This is a genomic window from Phenylobacterium sp. (assembly GCF_046590535.1).
GTDB lineage: Bacteria > Pseudomonadota > Alphaproteobacteria > Caulobacterales > Caulobacteraceae > Phenylobacterium.
On sequence record NZ_JBKJTG010000158.1, the window covers coordinates 1 to 17,065 of the forward strand.

Annotated in this window: 18 protein-coding genes and 1 pseudogene; 6 read left to right on the forward strand and 13 right to left on the reverse strand. The window is 69.2% G+C overall.

Going from position 1 to position 17,065, the window contains the following annotated elements; translation table 11 throughout:
- The 5 genes from ACLL81_RS09430 to ACLL81_RS09450 form a co-directional block, all read right to left on the reverse strand.
- Nucleotides 1–384, reverse strand: a 384-nt coding sequence (locus tag ACLL81_RS09430; protein ID WP_411288088.1) for a biotin/lipoyl-containing protein, incomplete at its 3' end; no start/stop codon positions are given.
- 40 nt (nt 385–424) lie between these two features.
- Nucleotides 425–3,382, reverse strand: coding sequence for a 2-oxoglutarate dehydrogenase E1 component (locus ACLL81_RS09435; protein WP_411288089.1), 2,958 nt, complete (start codon nt 3,380–3,382; stop codon nt 425–427).
- 78 nt (nt 3,383–3,460) lie between these two features.
- Nucleotides 3,461–4,339: a succinate--CoA ligase subunit alpha gene (gene sucD, locus ACLL81_RS09440; protein WP_411288090.1), complete on the reverse strand. Its 879-nt coding sequence runs from the start codon at nt 4,337–4,339 to the stop codon at nt 3,461–3,463.
- Between the two features lie 2 nt (nt 4,340–4,341).
- Nucleotides 4,342–5,541, reverse strand: coding sequence for an ADP-forming succinate--CoA ligase subunit beta (gene sucC, locus ACLL81_RS09445; RefSeq protein WP_411288091.1), 1,200 nt, complete (start codon nt 5,539–5,541; stop codon nt 4,342–4,344).
- Nucleotides 5,542–5,595: 54 nt separating this feature from the next.
- On the reverse strand, nt 5,596–5,847 hold the full coding sequence (locus ACLL81_RS09450; protein WP_411288092.1) for a hypothetical protein: 252 nt from the start codon (nt 5,845–5,847) through the stop codon (nt 5,596–5,598).
- Between the two features lie 214 nt (nt 5,848–6,061).
- Here ACLL81_RS09450 and ACLL81_RS09455 point away from each other — a divergent pair, with 214 nt between their 5' ends.
- A complete protein-coding gene (locus ACLL81_RS09455) occupies nt 6,062–6,853 on the forward strand; it encodes a LytTR family DNA-binding domain-containing protein (RefSeq protein WP_411288093.1) in 792 nt (263 codons plus the stop codon).
- Here the strand turns inward: ACLL81_RS09455 and ACLL81_RS09460 are convergent.
- Nucleotides 6,850–7,392 (reverse strand): GNAT family N-acetyltransferase, encoded by a 543-nt coding sequence (locus tag ACLL81_RS09460; protein WP_411288094.1) that lies wholly within the window; start codon nt 7,390–7,392, stop codon nt 6,850–6,852. The genes ACLL81_RS09455 and ACLL81_RS09460 overlap by 4 nt on opposite strands.
- A 115-nt stretch (nt 7,393–7,507) precedes the next feature.
- Here ACLL81_RS09460 and ACLL81_RS09465 point away from each other — a divergent pair, with 115 nt between their 5' ends.
- Together ACLL81_RS09465 and ACLL81_RS09470 are read left to right on the forward strand one after the other, a co-directional pair.
- The gene (locus ACLL81_RS09465) at nt 7,508–8,746 is read left to right on the forward strand and encodes a lysozyme inhibitor LprI family protein (protein WP_411288095.1); all 1,239 of its coding nucleotides are present in this window, start codon (nt 7,508–7,510) and stop codon (nt 8,744–8,746) included.
- Between the two features lie 85 nt (nt 8,747–8,831).
- Nucleotides 8,832–9,575, forward strand: a complete 744-nt coding sequence (locus tag ACLL81_RS09470; RefSeq protein WP_411288096.1) for a lysozyme inhibitor LprI family protein — start codon at nt 8,832–8,834, stop codon at nt 9,573–9,575.
- Here the strand turns inward: ACLL81_RS09470 and ACLL81_RS09475 are convergent.
- Entirely contained in the window at nt 9,572–10,558 is a 987-nt protein-coding gene (locus tag ACLL81_RS09475; RefSeq protein ID WP_411288097.1) for a malate dehydrogenase, read from the reverse strand. The two genes, ACLL81_RS09470 and ACLL81_RS09475, sit on opposite strands and share 4 nt — an antisense overlap.
- 100 nt (nt 10,559–10,658) lie before the next feature.
- On the opposite strand from ACLL81_RS09475, the gene ACLL81_RS09480 reads away from it, so the two are divergent.
- On the forward strand, nt 10,659–11,078 hold the full coding sequence (locus tag ACLL81_RS09480) for an HIT domain-containing protein (protein WP_411288098.1): 420 nt from the start codon (nt 10,659–10,661) through the stop codon (nt 11,076–11,078).
- Here the strand turns inward: ACLL81_RS09480 and ACLL81_RS09485 are convergent.
- Complete coding sequence (locus ACLL81_RS09485) at nt 11,075–11,701, reverse strand: hypothetical protein (RefSeq protein WP_411288099.1); 627 nt, start codon at nt 11,699–11,701, stop codon at nt 11,075–11,077. The genes ACLL81_RS09480 and ACLL81_RS09485 overlap by 4 nt on opposite strands.
- 52 nt (nt 11,702–11,753) lie before the next feature.
- Nucleotides 11,754–12,617: an HpcH/HpaI aldolase/citrate lyase family protein gene (locus ACLL81_RS09490; protein ID WP_411288100.1), complete on the reverse strand. Its 864-nt coding sequence runs from the start codon at nt 12,615–12,617 to the stop codon at nt 11,754–11,756.
- Nucleotides 12,618–12,678: 61 nt separating this feature from the next.
- Between ACLL81_RS09490 and ACLL81_RS09495 the strand changes: the two genes are divergently transcribed.
- On the forward strand, nt 12,679–13,068 hold the full coding sequence (locus ACLL81_RS09495) for a DUF2237 family protein (RefSeq protein ID WP_411288101.1): 390 nt from the start codon (nt 12,679–12,681) through the stop codon (nt 13,066–13,068).
- Here ACLL81_RS09495 and thpR read toward each other — a convergent pair.
- The gene (thpR, locus tag ACLL81_RS09500; RefSeq protein WP_411288102.1) at nt 13,065–13,598 is read right to left on the reverse strand and encodes an RNA 2',3'-cyclic phosphodiesterase; all 534 of its coding nucleotides are present in this window, start codon (nt 13,596–13,598) and stop codon (nt 13,065–13,067) included. The two genes, ACLL81_RS09495 and thpR, sit on opposite strands and share 4 nt — an antisense overlap.
- A gap of 160 nt (nt 13,599–13,758) precedes the next feature.
- Here thpR and ACLL81_RS09505 point away from each other — a divergent pair, with 160 nt between their 5' ends.
- Nucleotides 13,759–14,508 carry a Bax inhibitor-1/YccA family protein gene (locus ACLL81_RS09505; protein WP_411288103.1) on the forward strand — a complete coding sequence of 250 codons (750 nt, stop codon included), beginning with the start codon at nt 13,759–13,761 and terminating at the stop codon, nt 14,506–14,508.
- A 178-nt stretch (nt 14,509–14,686) separates the two neighbouring features.
- Here ACLL81_RS09505 and ACLL81_RS09510 read toward each other — a convergent pair whose 3' ends face one another.
- The 3 genes and pseudogenes from ACLL81_RS09510 to ACLL81_RS09520 all read right to left on the reverse strand — a co-directional run.
- On the reverse strand, nt 14,687–15,022 hold the full coding sequence (locus ACLL81_RS09510; RefSeq protein WP_411288104.1) for a DUF2794 domain-containing protein: 336 nt from the start codon (nt 15,020–15,022) through the stop codon (nt 14,687–14,689).
- A gap of 297 nt (nt 15,023–15,319) precedes the next feature.
- Nucleotides 15,320–16,018, reverse strand: coding sequence for a DUF1223 domain-containing protein (locus ACLL81_RS09515; RefSeq protein ID WP_411288105.1), 699 nt, complete (start codon nt 16,016–16,018; stop codon nt 15,320–15,322).
- A 118-nt stretch (nt 16,019–16,136) separates the two neighbouring features.
- Nucleotides 16,137–17,065: pseudogene (locus tag ACLL81_RS09520) on the reverse strand (aconitate hydratase); the annotation flags it as partial.

Here is a 17,065-nt window from a genome sequence, read left to right on the forward strand (position 1 = left end):
GATGCGCTGCACCGACGGCGCCAACGGCGTGACCGCAGCGCTCGGGGCGAGGGCAGCGGCGGGGGCCGGAGCCGCGACAGGCGCGGGGGCGGGAGCGGTCGGAGCGGCGGCCGGCGCCGCCGTGGCGGGCGCAGGCTTCGCGGCCGAAGCGCCGGCGGTCACAACGCCCAGCAGCGCGCCCGGAATCACCGTCTCGCCGTCAGCGGCGCTGATTGATTCCAGCACGCCGTCGGCGGGCGAGGCCACTTCGAGGCTGACCTTGTCAGTCTCCAGCTCAACGAGGATCTCATCCTTGCGCACTGCGTCGCCGGGCTTCTTCGTCCAGCGGGCCACCGTCGCTTCGGTGACGGATTCGCCCAGGGCGGGAGTCATGATGTCGGCCATCGTCAGGTCTTTCGTATCGCGTCAGGTCGGGCAGGCGGCGTCAGGCGAAGGCTTCAGCCAGGAAGGTCTCGAGTTCTTTCAGGTGTCGGCTCATCAGACCGGCGGCCGTCGAGGCCGAGGCCGGGCGGCCGACGTAGCGGGCGCGCCTGGCCTTGATCGTCATGCGGTCGAGAGTCAGTTCGAGCCACGGATCAACAAAGGTCCAGCCGCCCATGTTCTTCGGCTCTTCCTGGCACCAGACCAGCTCGGCGTTGGCGAAGCGGGCCATCACCTGCATCACCGACTTCATCGGCCAGGGATAGAACTGCTCCAGACGCAGGATGTAGACGTCGTCGCGGCCGGTCTTCGCCCGGGCGTCGATCAGGTCGAAGTAGACCTTGCCCGAACAAATGATCACCCGGTTGATCTGGTCATCCGGCTTCAGCGTGATCCCGCCGACATCGCAGCCGGCCTCGGCGCCGTCGACCATCACGCGGTGGAACGACGAGCCTTCGGCCAGATCGGCGAGGTTGCTGACCGCCTTCTTGTGCCGCAGCAGGCTCTTGGGGGTCATCACCACCAGCGGCTTGCGGAACTCGCGGTGCATCTGGCGGCGCAGGGCGTGGAAATAGTTGGCCGGGGTCGAGCAGTTGATGACCTGCATGTTGTCCTCGGCGCAGGACTGCAGGAAGCGCTCGAGGCGGGCGGAACTGTGTTCCGGACCCTGGCCCTCGTAGCCGTGCGGCAGCAGCATCACCAGGCCGCTCATGCGCAGCCATTTGCGCTCGCCCGAAATGATGAACTGGTCGATGACCACCTGGGCGCCGTTCACGAAGTCGCCGAACTGGGCTTCCCAGAGCGTCAGGGTGTTCGGGTCGGCGAGGCTGAAGCCGTACTCGAAGCCCAGCACCGCCTCCTCGGACAGGGCCGAGTCGATGACCTCGAAGTTGGCCTGTCCGGGGCGGACGTTGTTGAGGAAGGTGTAGTGCTCCTCGGTGGTCTGGTCGATCAGGTCGCAGTGGCGCTGGGTGAACGTGCCGCGCACGCTGTCCTGGCCGCTGAGGCGGACCGGGATGCCCTCGTCGAGCAGGGTGGCGAAGGCCATGTGCTCGGCCGTGCCCCAGTCGAGGCCCTCACCCGCGTCGATGGCCGCCCGGCGACCTTCGATCACCCGGCGGACCGTCTTATGGGCGTCGATGCGGTCGGGGATCGTCGTGATCGCGCGGCCGACGTCGATGAGCTTCTGCATCGCCACGCCGGTCTGGCCGCGGCGATCCTCGTCACCATGCTGGGCGAGGCCGGCCCATTTGCCGTCCAGCCAGTCGGCCTTGTCGGCCTTGTAGGTCTTGCCGGCGTCGAACTCGGCGTCGAGGAAGGTGTCGAACTCGGCAATCCAGCTGTTGACGTCGGCTTCGGTCGCGACGCCCTCGGCGACCAGCCGGCGGGCGTAGAGGTCGCGGACCGAGGGGTGATCCTTGATCTTCGCGTACATCAGCGGCTGGGTCATCGTGGGGTCGTCCCCCTCGTTGTGACCAAAGCGCCGGTAGCAGAACATGTCGACGACGACGTCCTTGCCGAACTTCTGGCGGTACTCGGTGGCGACCTTGGCGGCGTAGACCACGGCCTCGGGGTCGTCGCCGTTGGCGTGGAAGATCGGCGCCTCGACCATCAGCGCCACATCCGAGGGATAGGGGCTGGTGCGCGAGTAGCGCGGGTCGGTGGTGAAGCCGATCTGGTTGTTGACGATGAAGTGGATCGAGCCGCCGACTCCATAGCCCTTGAGCTGGGAGAGCGCGAAGCACTCGGCCACCACCCCCTGGCCGGCGAAGGCCGCGTCGCCGTGCATCAGTAGGGGCAGGACGTGGCCGCGGCCGACGCTGGGGTTTTCGCGCAGGGCGAAGGCCTGCTTGGCGCGGGCCTTACCGATCACCACCGGGTTGACGATCTCCAGGTGCGACGGGTTGGCGGTGAGCGACAGGTGGACGCTGTTGCCGTCGAACTCGCGGTCCGACGAGGCGCCCAGGTGGTACTTCACGTCGCCGGAGCCTTCCACGTCGGAGGGCAGCGACGAGCCGCCCTGGAACTCGTGGAAGATCACCTGGTAGGGTTTGCCCATGACGGCGGCGAGCACGTTCAGGCGGCCCCGGTGGGGCATGCCGACGATGATGTCCTTCACCCCCAGCGCGCCGCCGCGCTTGATGATCTGCTCCAGGGCCGGGACCATGCTCTCGCCGCCGTCCAGGCCGAAGCGCTTGGTGCCGGGGAAGCGGCGGTGGAGGAACTTCTCGAAGCCTTCGGTCTCGATCAGCTTCTTCAGGATGGCGACCTTGCCCTCCTTGGTGAAGACGATCTCCTTGTCGCGGCCCTCGATGCGCGCCTGTAGCCAGCCCTTCTCGCGCGGGTCGGAGATGTGCATGTACTGCACCCCGACGTTGCCGCAGTAGGTGCGCCGCAGGATCTCCAGGATCTCACCGATCGTGGAAGTCTCCAGCCCCAGCACGAAGTCCAGGAAGATCGGCCGGGCGAAGTCGGCCTCGGAGAAGCCGTAAGTGGCCGGGTCCAGCTCCGAGGCGTCGCCGGGGGTGGTGGCGATGCCCAGGGGATCAAGGTTGGCCTTCAGGTGGCCGCGCATCCGGTAGGCGCGGATCATCATGATGGCGCGCAGGCTGTCGAGGGTGGCGGCGCGGACCTCGTCCACCGATGCGGCGGCAGGCGCACGCTCGGCGATCTTGGCGCCCACCTTGGCCTCCACGGCCGGCCACAGACCGTCGAGGGCGGAGAGCCATTCGGGACGCGCGGCGGGGGCGGAGGGCCTGACCCAGGCGGGCTCGGCGGCGGCGCGCCTGACCTCGTCAGTGTGGTCCGACAGCGAGGCGAAGAACGCCTGCCAGGAGGGATCGACAGCGGCGGGGTCTTCCGCCCAGCGGGCGTAGAGGTCCTCCACGAAGGCCGCATTGCCGCCGTAGAGGAACGAGGTCTCGGCGAGCACCTCGTTGATCAGACCTGCGTCGTCCGCCATCTCATCCGCTTCCCGAAGGGGCCGCGAAGCTTCTGGGAAAGGAGCCGAGCGCGGACCGCCCTTACGTTAAATTCTATCTCAGGCGCCCTTCAGCACCTCGACCAGGGTCTCGCCGAGCTTCGCCGGCGACGGTGAGACGCGGATGCCCGCGGCCTCCATCGCAGCGATCTTGTCGTCGGCTCCACCCTTGCCGCCGGAGATGATCGCGCCCGCGTGGCCCATGCGCCGTCCCGGCGGCGCGGTGCGCCCCGCGATAAAGCCGACCATAGGCTTCTTGATTACTGAATTCTTGATGAACTCAGCCGCGTCCTCCTCGGCCGCGCCGCCGATCTCCCCGATCATGATGATCGATTCCGTCTCCGGATCGTCGAGGAACATCTGCAGCACGTCGATGAACTCCGTGCCCTTGACCGGGTCGCCACCGATGCCGACGGCGGTGGTCTGGCCCAGGCCCACCTGGGTGGTCTGGAACACCGCCTCATAGGTAAGCGTCCCGGAGCGCGAGACAACGCCTACCGAACCGCGCCTGAAGATGTTGCCGGGCATGATGCCGATCTTGCACTGGTCGGGCGTCAGCACGCCCGGACAGTTCGGGCCTATCAGCCGCGACTTCGATCCGGATAGCGCACGCTTCACCTTGATCATGTCCATCACCGGGATGCCCTCAGTGATGCAGACGATGAGCGGAATTTCGGCGTCGATGGCTTCGAGGATGGAGTCTGCGGCGAAGGCCGGCGGCACATAGATCACGCTGGCGTCGGCGCCGGCCTGGCGCATGGCCTCGCCAACGGTGTCGAACACCGGCAGGCCCAGATGCGTCGTGCCGCCTTTGCCGGGAGTGACCCCGCCCACCATCCTGGTGCCGTAGGCGATGGCCTGTTCGGTGTGGAACGTGCCCTGGGCGCCGGTGATGCCCTGGCAGATCACGCGGGTCGACTTGTCGATGAGGATAGACATTCTTACGCAGCGCCCCGCACGGCCTTGACGATCTTTTCCGCTCCGTCCGACAGGTCGTTGGCCGGGATCACGTTGAGGCCTGAGTCGCGGATGATCTGCTTGCCGAGCTCGGCGTTGGTGCCTTCCAGGCGCACCACCAGCGGCACGGTCAGGCCCACTTCCTTGACCGCAGCGACCACGCCCTCGGCCAAGAGGTCGCAGCGGGCGATGCCGCCGAAGATGTTCACCAGGATGCCTTTGACGTTCTCGTCGGCCATGATGATCTTGAAGGCCGCGGTGACCTTTTCCTGGGTGGCGCCGCCGCCCACGTCGAGGAAGTTGGCCGGCTCTGCGCCGTAGAGCTTGATGATGTCCATGGTGGCCATGGCCAGGCCCGCGCCGTTGACCATGCAGCCGATCTCGCCGTCGAGGGCGATGTAGGACAGGTCGTGCTTGGAGGCCTCGATCTCCTTGGGGTCTTCCTCGCTCTCGTCGCGCAGCGCAACGATATCCTTGTGGCGGAACAGGGCGTTGGAATCGAAGGACATCTTGGCGTCCAGCACGCGCAGCTGGTCGTCCGCCGTGACGATCAGCGGATTGACCTCCAGCAGGCTCATGTCCTTGGCGGTGAAGGCCGTATAGAGCTGGCCCAGCAGCTTGCCGGCCTGCTTGGCCAGATCGCCCTTGAGGCCCAGCGCGCTGGCCAGCATCAGCCCGTGGTGCGGCCAGACGCCGGTGACCGGGTCGATGGCGAAGGTGATGATCTTCTCCGGCGTCTCGTGGGCCACATCCTCGATGTTCATGCCGCCCTCGGTGGAGGCCACCACCGAGATCCGGCTGGTGTCGCGGTCGACCAGCAGGGAGAGGTAGAACTCCTTGGCTATCTGGGCGCCCTCCTCGATGTAGAGGCGGTTCACCTGCTTGCCCTTCGCGCCCGTCTGGTGCGTGACCAGCACGCGGCCCAGCATCTCGGCGGCGTTTACGCGGACCTCGTCCACCGACTTGACCACCCGGACCCCGCCCTTGGCGTCGGGGCCCAGGCCTTCGAACCTGCCCTTGCCGCGGCCACCGGCGTGGATCTGCGACTTCACCACGAAGACCGGACCCCCCAACTGCTCGGCGGCCTTGACGGCCTCGTCGACGGTGAAGGCCGCATGGCCGCGCGGGACCGCGACGCCGAACTCGGAGAGGACGGTCTTGGCTTGGTGTTCGTGGATATTCATGAGGCCTTTGAGGCGCGGGCTGGGAGACTTCGCCTCAGCGGCGAGTGAGGCGGCTTATAGGCGCCGCGCCCAGGGCTGGCAACCGGGGCAACCCGGTGGCCGAAGACCATGTTCCACCTGGTCCGGCCGGGGATGAAGGCGATGAACATGTCGGTGGCGGGCCGCGTCGTGGCGCTTGGCCCACATGACCCCAACCGGCAGGATGACCAGGGTCCAACCCGTGAACAGGTGGACCGGGGACCAGGCGCCGTTGTTGAGCTCGGTGATGAAGATCGAGGCGCCGACCACCAGGGCGGCCAGCGACACCCAGCGAACGGCCCCTGGCCATGGCCGTCAACGCCGCTGCGGCGGGCATGCCCAGAGCGAAACGTGGGCCCAAGCCCATGGCTCGGCGGGCGGGCGTTTGCGAAACAGCCGACATCCTTTATCTCCGACATGCAGGGCGTGGCGCTCCAAGGCCGCGCTTGATGGCGGGACCCTTGAGGACGGACGGATCAATGCGCGAGCGCGGATACGTCGGATGACGGCCAGGGTTCGTGATGCGTCAGGCGACGTCGTTAGCGCTTCGCGCACGGAGCCGATCACCCGCAGCGTGGTGGTCCGCACCTTGCTGGTCGCCACAGCCATCGGCGGCTTCCTGAGCTTCGTGGGCGCCTTCGGGTCCGCCGGCGTGCCGTTCTGGCCGCGCACTGCGATGATGGTGGCCGTGGGCTGGGCCGGCGCACTGCTGGGCATGTTCAGCTTCCGGCTCGCCTGTCGCATCCCGGCGCTGCGGCGTAGTCTGTGGCTGCAGGCCCTGGGCGGCGGCCTGATCATGGTGGCGCCCCAGGGCGTGGTGGTCTGGCTGCTGAGCAGCCTGCCCGACGGGCGGCTGATGTCGGCCCGCCACCTGCCGGGGCTGTTCCTGAACACCGCCGTGGTCTGTGTGGCCATGACCTTCCTGGCGGTGGCGCTGAGCCGCAACGCGGAGATGGCCACGACCTCCGCCGCGCCGGGACCGGCCAAGTTCCTGCAGCGCCTGCCCCTGAAGCTGCGGGGCGCCGAGGTGTGGGCCGTGGAGGCCGAGGACCACTACCTGCGCCTGCACACCTCAAAAGGGCAGGACCTGATCCTCATGCGGCTGGCCGATGCGGTGGCCGAGCTCGAGGGGATCGAGGGCGTGCAGGTGCATCGCTCCTGGTGGGTGGCCCGCGACGCCATCGCCGATGCCCGCCGGGGCGACGGGCGGGCGACCCTGACCCTGAAGGACGGAAGCGAGGTCCCGGTCAGCCGCACCTACGCGGGCGTCCTGCGGCAACGCGGCTGGATTTAGCCCGCCCCCCTGGCCAGCCATTGCTCGCGGCTCTGGCCCCAGGCGTCGATCACGCCTTGATAGGGCGCAGGCATATGCGCCGGCCGCAGGACCGTGGAGCCCAGCCGCCGCGCCACGGCCTGGGAGCCGGCGTTCTCCGGCTCGATGGTGTGGATCACCTCGGTCCAGTTCTGGGTCGCGAACGCCCAGTCGATACAGGCCGTCGCGCCCTCGGTGGCGTAGCCCTTGCCCCAGGCGTCGCGGATGAGCGCCCAGCCCACCTCGGTTCCGGGCCAGCCCTCCGGCTCCCAGGGGCCCATCCGGCCAATCCAGCGCCCCGACGCCTTCTCGATCACCGAGAACATGGAGAAACCGCGGACATGCCAGGCGCCCACCACCGAGCACATACCCCGCCAGGCGACCGGGCGCGGCTGGATGCCGCCGATATGGCGCATCACCTCCTCGTCGGCGGCGAACGCCGCCCAGGCCTCGAAGTCCTCCGCGCAGGGTCCGCGCAGGATGAGGCGATCTGTCTCAAGCTTGGGTATTGGATTCGTCACGATTTCGGCCTCTTCTGGGCGACGGGAGAGAGTTCGGGTGGGCTAACCTAGCTGCGGTTGCGGCCGGGCCAAACCTGCTCGCTGCGTCGAGGGGCCCGCTTTCTCAGGGACCGACATGGCGCACGACCAGACCGACGACTTCGCAGAGGCCCCATCTGGTGGCGCGCGCCGCATGGTGATCGCCGGCGTGGTCGGCGCCTGCGCCCTGGGCATGGGTCTGGGCCTGTGGGCGAGGCCCGCCCCGCACGAGCGCCGCATCGGCCCCGTTGCGGCCCCCATGGCGGCTGCGCGCGAGCCCGGGCAACGCCTGCAGATTATCCTCGACGATACCCCCGCCCCGCTGGGCGTCCCGCTGGACGTGCTGACCGCCGAGCCCGGCCGCGAGTTGCAGTTCGACCTGCCGGCGCCGGAACCCGCGCCCATCGAACCGGCCGCGCCGAAGCGCCCGCCCGTGGGGCTGATGCGGGTGGATGTGCCGGTGGCGCCGGAGCTGTTGCTGGCGCCGCCGCCAGAGCCGAAGCCTGTCCCCGTGGTCCGGGCCAGGCCCGAGCCCAAACCCGACAAGGTCAAAATCGCCAAAGCCAGGGCCGACCGCGACGAGGTCAGGACCGCCGCCAAGCCCAAGCGCAAGGCCAAGGATGAGGATGAGGTGCGGCTGGCCAGGGCCGACAAGCCCGCCAAGGCGCAGCCGGAGAAGGCCAGGGCGAAGGCCGACCGCAAGGACCGCAACGAGACCAAGCTCGCCAAGTCGGAGACGGGCTCCAAGGCCAGGGCCCGCGCGGAGAAGATTCGGCTGGCCAGGGCCGACGACCGCAAGCGCCGCGACGAGGACAGAGCTGAGGCCAAGAAGCGCACCCGGCTGGCCTCGGCGGTGCGCGCCGTGCGCAAGGCGCCCGGCAAGGTCAAGGCCGCGGTCGCCAAGGGGCCCAGCCACAAGACCCGCAAGACCGAGCTGGCTGAAGCCGGGCCTGAGAAGAAGGCCAAGGTCCGCAAGGCCAAGCGCCCGGTGACCGTGAAGCTGGCCAAGGCGGCGGCCAAGCTCGAGGCCAGATCGACCAAGGGCGCAGGACCCATACGCGTGGCGAAGCTCGACCGCTGCGCCGCCTCCGATGCCGGGGTGGCCCTGGTCTGCGGCAATCCCGAACTGGGCGCCGCCGACCGCCGGCTGCAGCGGGCCTACCGCGACGCCGAAGCCGCTGGCGTCCCCGCCTCGGCCCTGCAACGCCAGCAGCAGCGCTGGATCGCCGCCCGCTCCGCCGCCGCCCGCGAGGCGCCCTGGGCGGTGCGCGACGTCTACCAGGCCCGCATCGCCGAGTTGGACGATCTGACCCGGGACGCGCGTCAGGGCTACTAGCTTGGCATAGAGCGGCGCCGTTGCAACTGATGAGTCCGGCTGGCGGTTAGGTCCGGCGAGGGATCGTTGGAGAGACACCTGCGCCATGACCACCGAGCGTGAGCCCCTGTCGGGCGGCACCTACAACGGCTTCTCCGGCCCCGTCGGCCTGCGGATCGACCCGCCGCCGCCTGGCCGGGGCAACACGCGCAAGCTGCTGCTGGGGGGCATCGCCGGCGCCGTGGGGCTGGGCCTGGTGTTCGGCTTCCTGGCCCGTCCGGACTTCGGCGATGACGGCCGCGCGCGCGAGCCGATGAAGCCGGTCACCACCGCCAGCGACGGAACGCCCGGCCAGGTGGTGGACATCGAGATCAACGCCCCGCCGCCAGCGGTCGTCGCGCCTAGCGGCGCGCCCCTGGAAGTCCTGTCTCCGGAAATGGTCCGCGCCGCCCCACAGAACTTGCGCGTGGCGGGTCCTGCGCCGCCGGTTCCGGCCGCCCGGGCGCCGGTTCCCGTTCCCGCCGCGGCGCGCGAGGCCGTCTTCGCCGAGCGGCCCGAGCCGCGGATAGGGCCGACCCGCCCAAGCTTCGACTGCGACTATGCTCGCAGCCGCTCCGAGCAGCTGGTCTGCAGCGACAGCCAGCTCGCCCAGGCCGACCGGCGGTTGAACCGGGCCTACAACCGCGCCATCCGCGCCGGCGTGCCGCCCCGCGAACTGCGCGCCGAGCAGGACGACTGGCTGGCGATCCGCGAGGACGCTGCGCGACGCTCCCCCGACGCGGTGGCCGACGTCTACGAGCAGCGCATCCGGGAGCTCAATTCCCTCTCCTGGGACGACGACGAGGGCTAGCCCAGCATATCTTTGACGGTGTCGCGCTCGCCGACCAGCTCGTCGTTGGTCAGGGCGATCTTGCCCTTGGCGAAGTCGTCCATCTGGTGGCTTTCCACCACCTCGTAGCCGGTGCTCGTGCTCCTCACCGGCATGCCGGCCCAGACCCCTTCGGCGAACCCGTAGCGGCCCTCGCTGTTCACGGCCACGGAGTGGACCGCGCCGGGCGTGGTGAGGTCACGGACATGGTCGATCAGGGCGTTGGCCGCTGAGGCCGCCGAGCTCTGGCCACGGGCCTCGATGATCGCCGCGCCGCGCTTGCCCACCGCCGGCAGGTACTCGGTCTCGAGCCAGGCCTGGTCGCCGATCACCTTGGACGCGGGCTGTCCGCCGATGGTGGCGTGGGTGAAGTCGGCGAACATGGTCGGCGAGTGGTTGCCGTAGATGTAGAGGTCGGAGACCTGGTTGATCGCGACGCCGGCCTTCCTGGCGAGCTGGGCGCGGCCGCGGTTCTGATCCAGCCGCACCATGGCGGTGAACCGGTCAGGCGTCAGGCGCCGGGCCTGGCTGGCGGCGATCATGCAGTTGGTGTTGCAGGGGTTTCCGACCACCGCCACCCGGGCGTCGGCGGCGGCCACGGCGTCAATGGCCTTGCCCTGGGCGACGAATATCCTGCCGTTGTCCTTCAGGAGGTCGGCGCGCTCCATCCCCGGTCCCCGGGGCTTGGAGCCGACCAGCAGGCACCAGTTGGCGTCCTTGAAGGCGACGTTGGCGTCGTCGGTGAGCACCATGTCGTTGAGCAACGGGAAGGCGCAGTCCTCCAGCTCCATGGCCACGCCCTTCAGCGCTTTCTGCGGACCCTCAACTGGGATCTCCAGGAGCTGCAGGATGACCGGCTGGTCCTTGCCCAGCATCTCGCCCGAGGCGATGCGGAACAGGAGCGCATAGCCGATGTTGCCGGCGGCGCCGGTGACCGCCACGCGGATCGGCTGCTTCGTGATCATGGTGGTGCTCCGGTTGCTGGCGGGTGCGTAGCGCAATTGGCGCCCGCCCGGCAATGGCCGCCCTTCCCGACCGGGGCGGGGGCGTGCACAAGCTTGGTGCATGGCCTTCGTCGACCCCGCCTTCCAGGACGCCTCCGAGGCGCTTGGCGACCTCGCCCTTTCGCACGTGCGGCTGCAGGGCGACGCGCGATTTCCCTGGCTGATCCTGATCCCCCGCGTGGCCGGCGCGCGGGAGCTTGAGGACCTAGCGGCGGGGGAACGCGAGGTGCTGCTGGAGGAAATCGTCACCGCGGGACGCGCGGCCCGCGCCGTCGGCGAGGCGCTGGGCCGTCCGACGCCGAAGCTCAACGTCGGCCAGCTCGGCAACCTGACGCCGCAACTGCACGTCCATGTGGTGGGTCGCCGCCCGGACGATGCGGCCTGGCCTGGGCCGGTCTGGGGCTTCGGCGCGCCTGAACCCTACCCCGCCGAGGATCTCGCCGTGGCGATCCGCGAGGCCCGGCGCGCGCTGGGCCTCTAGTTCTTGCGCCTCAGCGTCACGGTGCGCCGTGCGCCGGCTTCCTGGAGCTCGCCGGTCCAGCGGCCGTCGTAGCCGGCGCGCAGGGTCGCCGTGGCGGTCGCGGCGCCGGAGGCGGTGAAGCGCAGGGTCAGTTCCGCGCCGACGCTCTGGGCGGGGTCGACAAATCCCGAGGCGCCGATGGCGCCGGGCCGGCGCAGGTCGCGCCAGGCGCCTTCCACCAATCCTCCGCCGCGGTCGATCAGGACCAGGGCGTAGAGGTCTGCGCCCTCCCGAGCGGCCAGGGTCCAGCCGCCGTCGAGAGGGCCCTGGAACCCTTGCGTCGAGGCGAAGGACGAGCGGATGCGGCTCTCATAGGCCAGGTCGCCGACGGTGGCGGGGGCCTCGGGGCTCTTGCCCAACTCGTCGATGTTCACCGGGGCGGTCAGCCGGGGCCGCACCACCTGTGGCACGTAGGGCTGGGGGCTGGCGGGCAGGGGGACCAGGTACGGTTCCGGCTCCGGCGGGCCGGGGGGCTGAGAGGCGGTGTCCGGCTCTTCGAGCTCTGGCGTCGGCTGGCTCGGGCGGTTGAGCAGGTCGCCGATCGGGTCGGCGGGCGCCGGCTGCGCGCCAGCGGACGCAGCCATCAGGGCAGCGCAGAAACCCAGGCAGGCGGCGCGGACGGACCTCATCAGGAATTCAGACCTCATCGGCGGTTACGGCCTCGACGATGGCGATCTGCCGGCGCGCCTCAGCCAGGTGCAACCGCTCCACCATGCGCCCCGCAACCTGAACAACGCCCTTGCCGGCGTTTTCGATCAAATCGAAGGCCGCGACCACGGTTCGCGCCCAGGCCACGGCTTGGGCGTCGGGGGTGAACGCGCGGTTGGCCGCGGGAATCTGGCTGGGGTGGATCAGGGTCTTGCCGTCGAAGCCGAACTCCGCGCCCTGGGCGCACTGGCGCGCCAGGCCCTCGGCGTCGGTGATCTCGTTGAACACGCCGTCAAGGACCGCCAGGCCGTGGGCGCGGGCGGCCATCACGCTGAGCGACAGCGCGGCGGCCAGCGGAGCGCGCTCCACCCCCGGACGGCAGCGCATCTCCTTGGCCAGGTCATTGGATCCGATCACCCAGGCATCCACCCGGTTGGCCGCCGAGGCCGCGCCGATCGCATCCAGGGCGAAGATCGCCGCGCAGGTCTCGATCATCGCCCAGAGCCGCGTCTGGCCGCCCAGCGCCGCGGCATAGGCCGGCAGGTCGTCCGCCGAGGCGATCTTGGGGACCAGGACCGCGGCGGCCCCGGCCACCCTCGCTGCGGCGAGATCCTCAGCCCCCCAGGGCGTATCGAGGCCGTTCACCCGGATCACCACCTCGCGTGGACCAAACCCGCCGGCCTGGACCGCCGCCAGGGCCTGGGTCCGGGCCTGGACCTTGGCGTCGGGCGCCACGGCGTCCTCCAGGTCGAGGATCACCGCGTCGCAGGCGAGCCCGCGCGCCTTGTCGATCGCCCGCTCATTGGACGCCGGCAGATAAAGCACGCTTCGGCGGGGGCGATCGGCGGTCATCGGGGCTCGTCAGTGGCTTCGCGCATGGCGGAGCGTCAAATCTAAGGGGTAGAGTGGGCTCATGACCACACCCACCCTCCGCTACGACGCCGGCGCCCGCAATGTGCTGGGCGGCGAACTGGCGGCCTGCTCCACGTCGCCGATGACCGGCTTCTTCCGCAACGGCTGCTGTGAGACCGGCCCGCACGACGTGGGGATGCACACAGTCTGCGCGGTGATGACCGCCGAATTCCTGGCCTTCTCCAAAGCCGCGGGCAACGACCTGTCGACGCCCCGGCCCGAGGCGGAGTTCGCGGGCCTCAAGCCCGGCGACCGCTGGTGCCTGTGCGCGCCGCGCTGGAAGGAGGCGCTGGACGCCGGCGCCGCACCCAAGCTGGTGCTGGAAGCCACCCACGAGGAGACCCTGGCCATCGCGCCACTGGGCGTCCTGAAGGACCACGCAGCGACCTAGAGCGGGTATTCCACCTCGAGCCGGTAGTGGGCGCGCTCCTTGCCGAGGAAGCTGGAATAGAGGCCAAACCGGTCCACCCGGATCGGCGGGGACTTCAGGAGGTTGTTGGCCTGGATCCAGTGGGCCACGGCGACCGGGTCGGCGCCGCGCAGATAGGCCAGGGTGACGTGCGGGCGCCAGTGGCGCAGGTCCGGCTTCAGGCCCACGCGGCGGCCCGCCATCTCGCAGGCCCGGGCTAGCTGGCGCAGCGCCGGGTTCTCGGCCACACCGGCCCACACCGCGTTGACGCCGCTGTCGTCGGCGAACGACCCCGCGCCTTGCAGCACCATGTCAAAGGGCCCGCCGCCGACCGTGGTCAGCTCGGCGTCGAGGTCGCGGGCGATGTCCTCGGGCGACTCGCCATAGAACCTGAGCGTCACGTGCAGGGCGTCCAGCGGCCGCCAGCGGGCGCCCGCCAGCCCGTCTTGCCGCCGGGCCAGGGCCTGGCCGATCTCGTCAGGAAGGGGGAGGGCGGCGAACAGGCGGACCATGACCCTGTTCTAACCCGACAAAAGCCCGGCGCGCCACGCGGGCCGGGGTGGGTTTCGCCACAACAACCCTTTGCCCGGTATGGCCTTGCGTGAACCGGGCCGGACCCCGATATTGAGCCCTGCGCCCACTGGGGGCGTTTGAAACAAGGCTTTGCCTCTCATGAGCGACCTAAACCGCGACTATTCGCGCGCGATCCCCACGGATCGCGCCGACATGTCGGTGGACGCGGGCCTGCGCAGCTTCATGCTCGGCGTCTACAACAAGGTGGCGCTGGGCCTAGTGGTCTCCGCCGGCCTCGCCTACCTCACCGGCCAGTTCGGGCCGGTCCAGGCGCTGCTCTACAACGTCATCGACGGCCGGCTGGTGGGCTTCAAGGCGCTAGGCTACGTCGTGGCCTTCGGCCCCCTGGCGGTGATGATGTTTGGCATGTTCGGCATGAAGAACGCCACGCCGCGCACCTCCGGCATCTTCTACTGGACCATCGTCGCCCTTATCGGCGCGAGCCTGGGCGCGATCACCCTGGTCTATACCGGCGCCTCGATCGCCTCGACCTTCCTGATCACGGCGGCCGCCTTTGGCGCGCTCAGCCTGTTTGGCTACTCCACGAAGCGGGACCTGACCGGGTTCGGCAGCTTCCTGATGGTCGGCCTGATCGGCCTGATCCTGGCCTCGGTGGTGAACATCTTCCTGCAGAACTCGATGCTGAACTTCATGGTCAGCGTCCTGGGGGTGTTCATCTTCGCGGGCCTGATCGCCTATGATACCCAGCGCCTGAAGACCCAGTACTACCAGCTAGGCGGCGACCAGGCGGCCATGGGCGTGGCCACCAACTACGGCGCGCTGAGCCTCTACATCAACTTCATCAATCTCTTCCAGATCCTGCTGAGCCTGTTCGGCAACCGCCGCTAAGCGGAAGAAACATCTGATCGACGAAGAGCCCCGGCGGGCGACCGCCGGGGTTTTGTCGTTTCCTCCCGCGCGAAGCGGGCAGGGGGGAGACCGGGCGCGGAACTTGCGGCCGCCCCTTCCACAACCCGCTCTTCGGCGGGCGGCCCGCCTTCCCCGTAAAACGGGGCCGGAAAGGATGCTAGTCGACGACCTTGAACCGGCCGCGGTCAAAGAAACGCAGCACCTGCTCCAGCTCGTGGCCGCGGCGCAGGATCATGCCGCCATGGCCGACCACCGCCCAGGCGCCCTGGCGCTTGGCCAGGCTGGGGCGTTTCTCGACGCGATAGAGGGGGGACTCAGAGGCGCGCTGAAACACCGAGAACACCGCGGCGTCGGCCAGGCCGTCGATGGCGTAATCGCGCCACTCACCGGCGGCCACCATCCGTCCGTAGAGGTTCAACAGCCGCACGAGCTCGCGCCTGTCGAAGAAGACGCTGGCCTGACGCGGCGACGCGTAGGACGGATCGAATGCCATCGACGTCGAGCCTGACTGAAAATTCTGCGTCGGACCACCCGAAATAGCCGGAGCGCCTGGAGAGGCTAGCGCCGCGAAATGACCTTATTTCGGTCCCCCCGCCGCCTGATCGCGTGCCGATATTGCAAGCGTCGGTTGGTCGGAACCTCGGTCCCGGATCCTGAACAGCCCCCCCAGCCCCCCTGGATCGGCGGACTGGCCAGCCGACGCCTTAAGTCCCCAGACGTAAGCCCGCGCGGTCCTCTCCAGCCGCGCGGGTTTGCATTTGGGGTTTTGTCATCGGGGACTGGATCGGCGTCAGGAGTCCGGCTGGCCCACGGCCAGGACCCGGCCGCCATTGGGCGCCTGCAGGATCAGCACGCTCTTCAGCCCCTCCTCCTGCGACGTCGTCATTCGGTAGGCGGTGGGCCGGCCGCGCCAGGCGCCAAGGCGCTTGACCTCACGCACCACGTTCTTCTGACTGATGATCTGGCCGCGATTATCGCCGCTCTTGACCGCCACCTCCTGGTCGCGAGGGTCGTAGCGGATCAGCCAGACCTCGGCGCCGCCCCGGGGAACCCGGCCCGAGCCCACATCCACGCGGCGCGGATTGACGAAGCGGATGTCCGGCGGATTGCGCTGCGCTGCGGCGGCGTCGCGCACGAGTTTCTCCACCTCGGCGGTGCGCAGACCTGCCGCCTGGCCGCCCCCGTCCACCACCACCTGAGGCGTGTAGGGCTCGCGCAGTTCCAGGCGGGCGACATAGGCCTTCTGGCGGTCGGCGAATTCCGGCTTGGCGAAGGTGTCGGCCCAGCCGAGGTAGTCCCAGTAATCCACAGGGAAGGTCAGGGCGAGCACGCCAGGGCGCTCGGCCAGCTTACCGATATAGCTGTTGGCCTCCCCACAGGAGGCGCAACCCTGGGCCGTGAAGAGTTCGACCACCACGGGCGGCTTGGCCGCCAGGGCGGCGGCCGGCCAGGCGAGCAGTATCAGGCTGAAAAGCGCGGCTTTCCGCATCGGGGCGACTTAAGCGGAGAACGCGGCCCTGTAAATTACAACAAGGCGTGAGGGGTCAGAGGACCGGGTTCGTGGCAGGGCCCGCGCACGGTCGCGCGCGGGCCCGCTGGTCACAGGTTCAGGCGTCGACGGGCGTTGGGCGGGCCAGGTTGCGCAGCACATAGTTCAGCACGCCGCCGTTCTTGAAGTACTCCAATTCGGTGGGCGTATCGATGCGGCAACGGACCGGGAAGCGGGCGATGCGGCCGTCCGACGGGCGGTACATCTCCACGATCAGCTGTTTGCGGGGCGTGACCTCGGTGAGGCCGCGGATGGTGACGATCTCCTCTCCGGTGAGATTGAGCTTGTGCCAGCCTTCCTGCAGGAACTGCAGCGGCAGCACGCCCATGCCCACCAGGTTCGAGCGGTGGATGCGCTCGAAGCTCTCGGCCACCACGGCGCGGACGCCCAGGAGCTTGGTGCCCTTGGCCGCCCAGTCGCGGGACGAGCCGGTGCCGTATTCCTTGCCAGCGAACACCACCAGCGAGCGGCCTTCCGACTGGTAGCGCATGGCCGCGTCGTAGATCGACATCACGTCGCCGGACGGGAAGTGCTTGGTCACCCCGCCCTCGATGTCCGGGGTGATGCGGTTGCGGATCCGGATGTTGGCGAAGGTGCCGCGCATCATGATCTCGTGGTTGCCGCGGCGGGCGCCGTACTGGTTGAACTCCGTGGTCGGAACCTGGCGTTCACGCAGATAGACGCCAGCCGGCGAGGTCGCCTTGATCGAACCGGCCGGCGAGATGTGGTCGGTGGTGATCGAGTCGCCGAACACCGACAGGACCCGGGCCTCGACGATGTCGGTGACGGGCGCCGGCTCCATCTTGATATCCCGGAAATAGGGCGGGTTCTGCACATAGGTGGAGCCCATGTCCCAGGCGTAGGTCTGGCCGCCGGCCACCTTGATGCCCTGCCAGTTCTTGTCGCCCTTGAAGACGTCGGAATAGCGGGTGGCGAACATCTTCTGCGTCACGTGTTTGCGCTGCAGGGTCGCGACCTCTTCCGAGG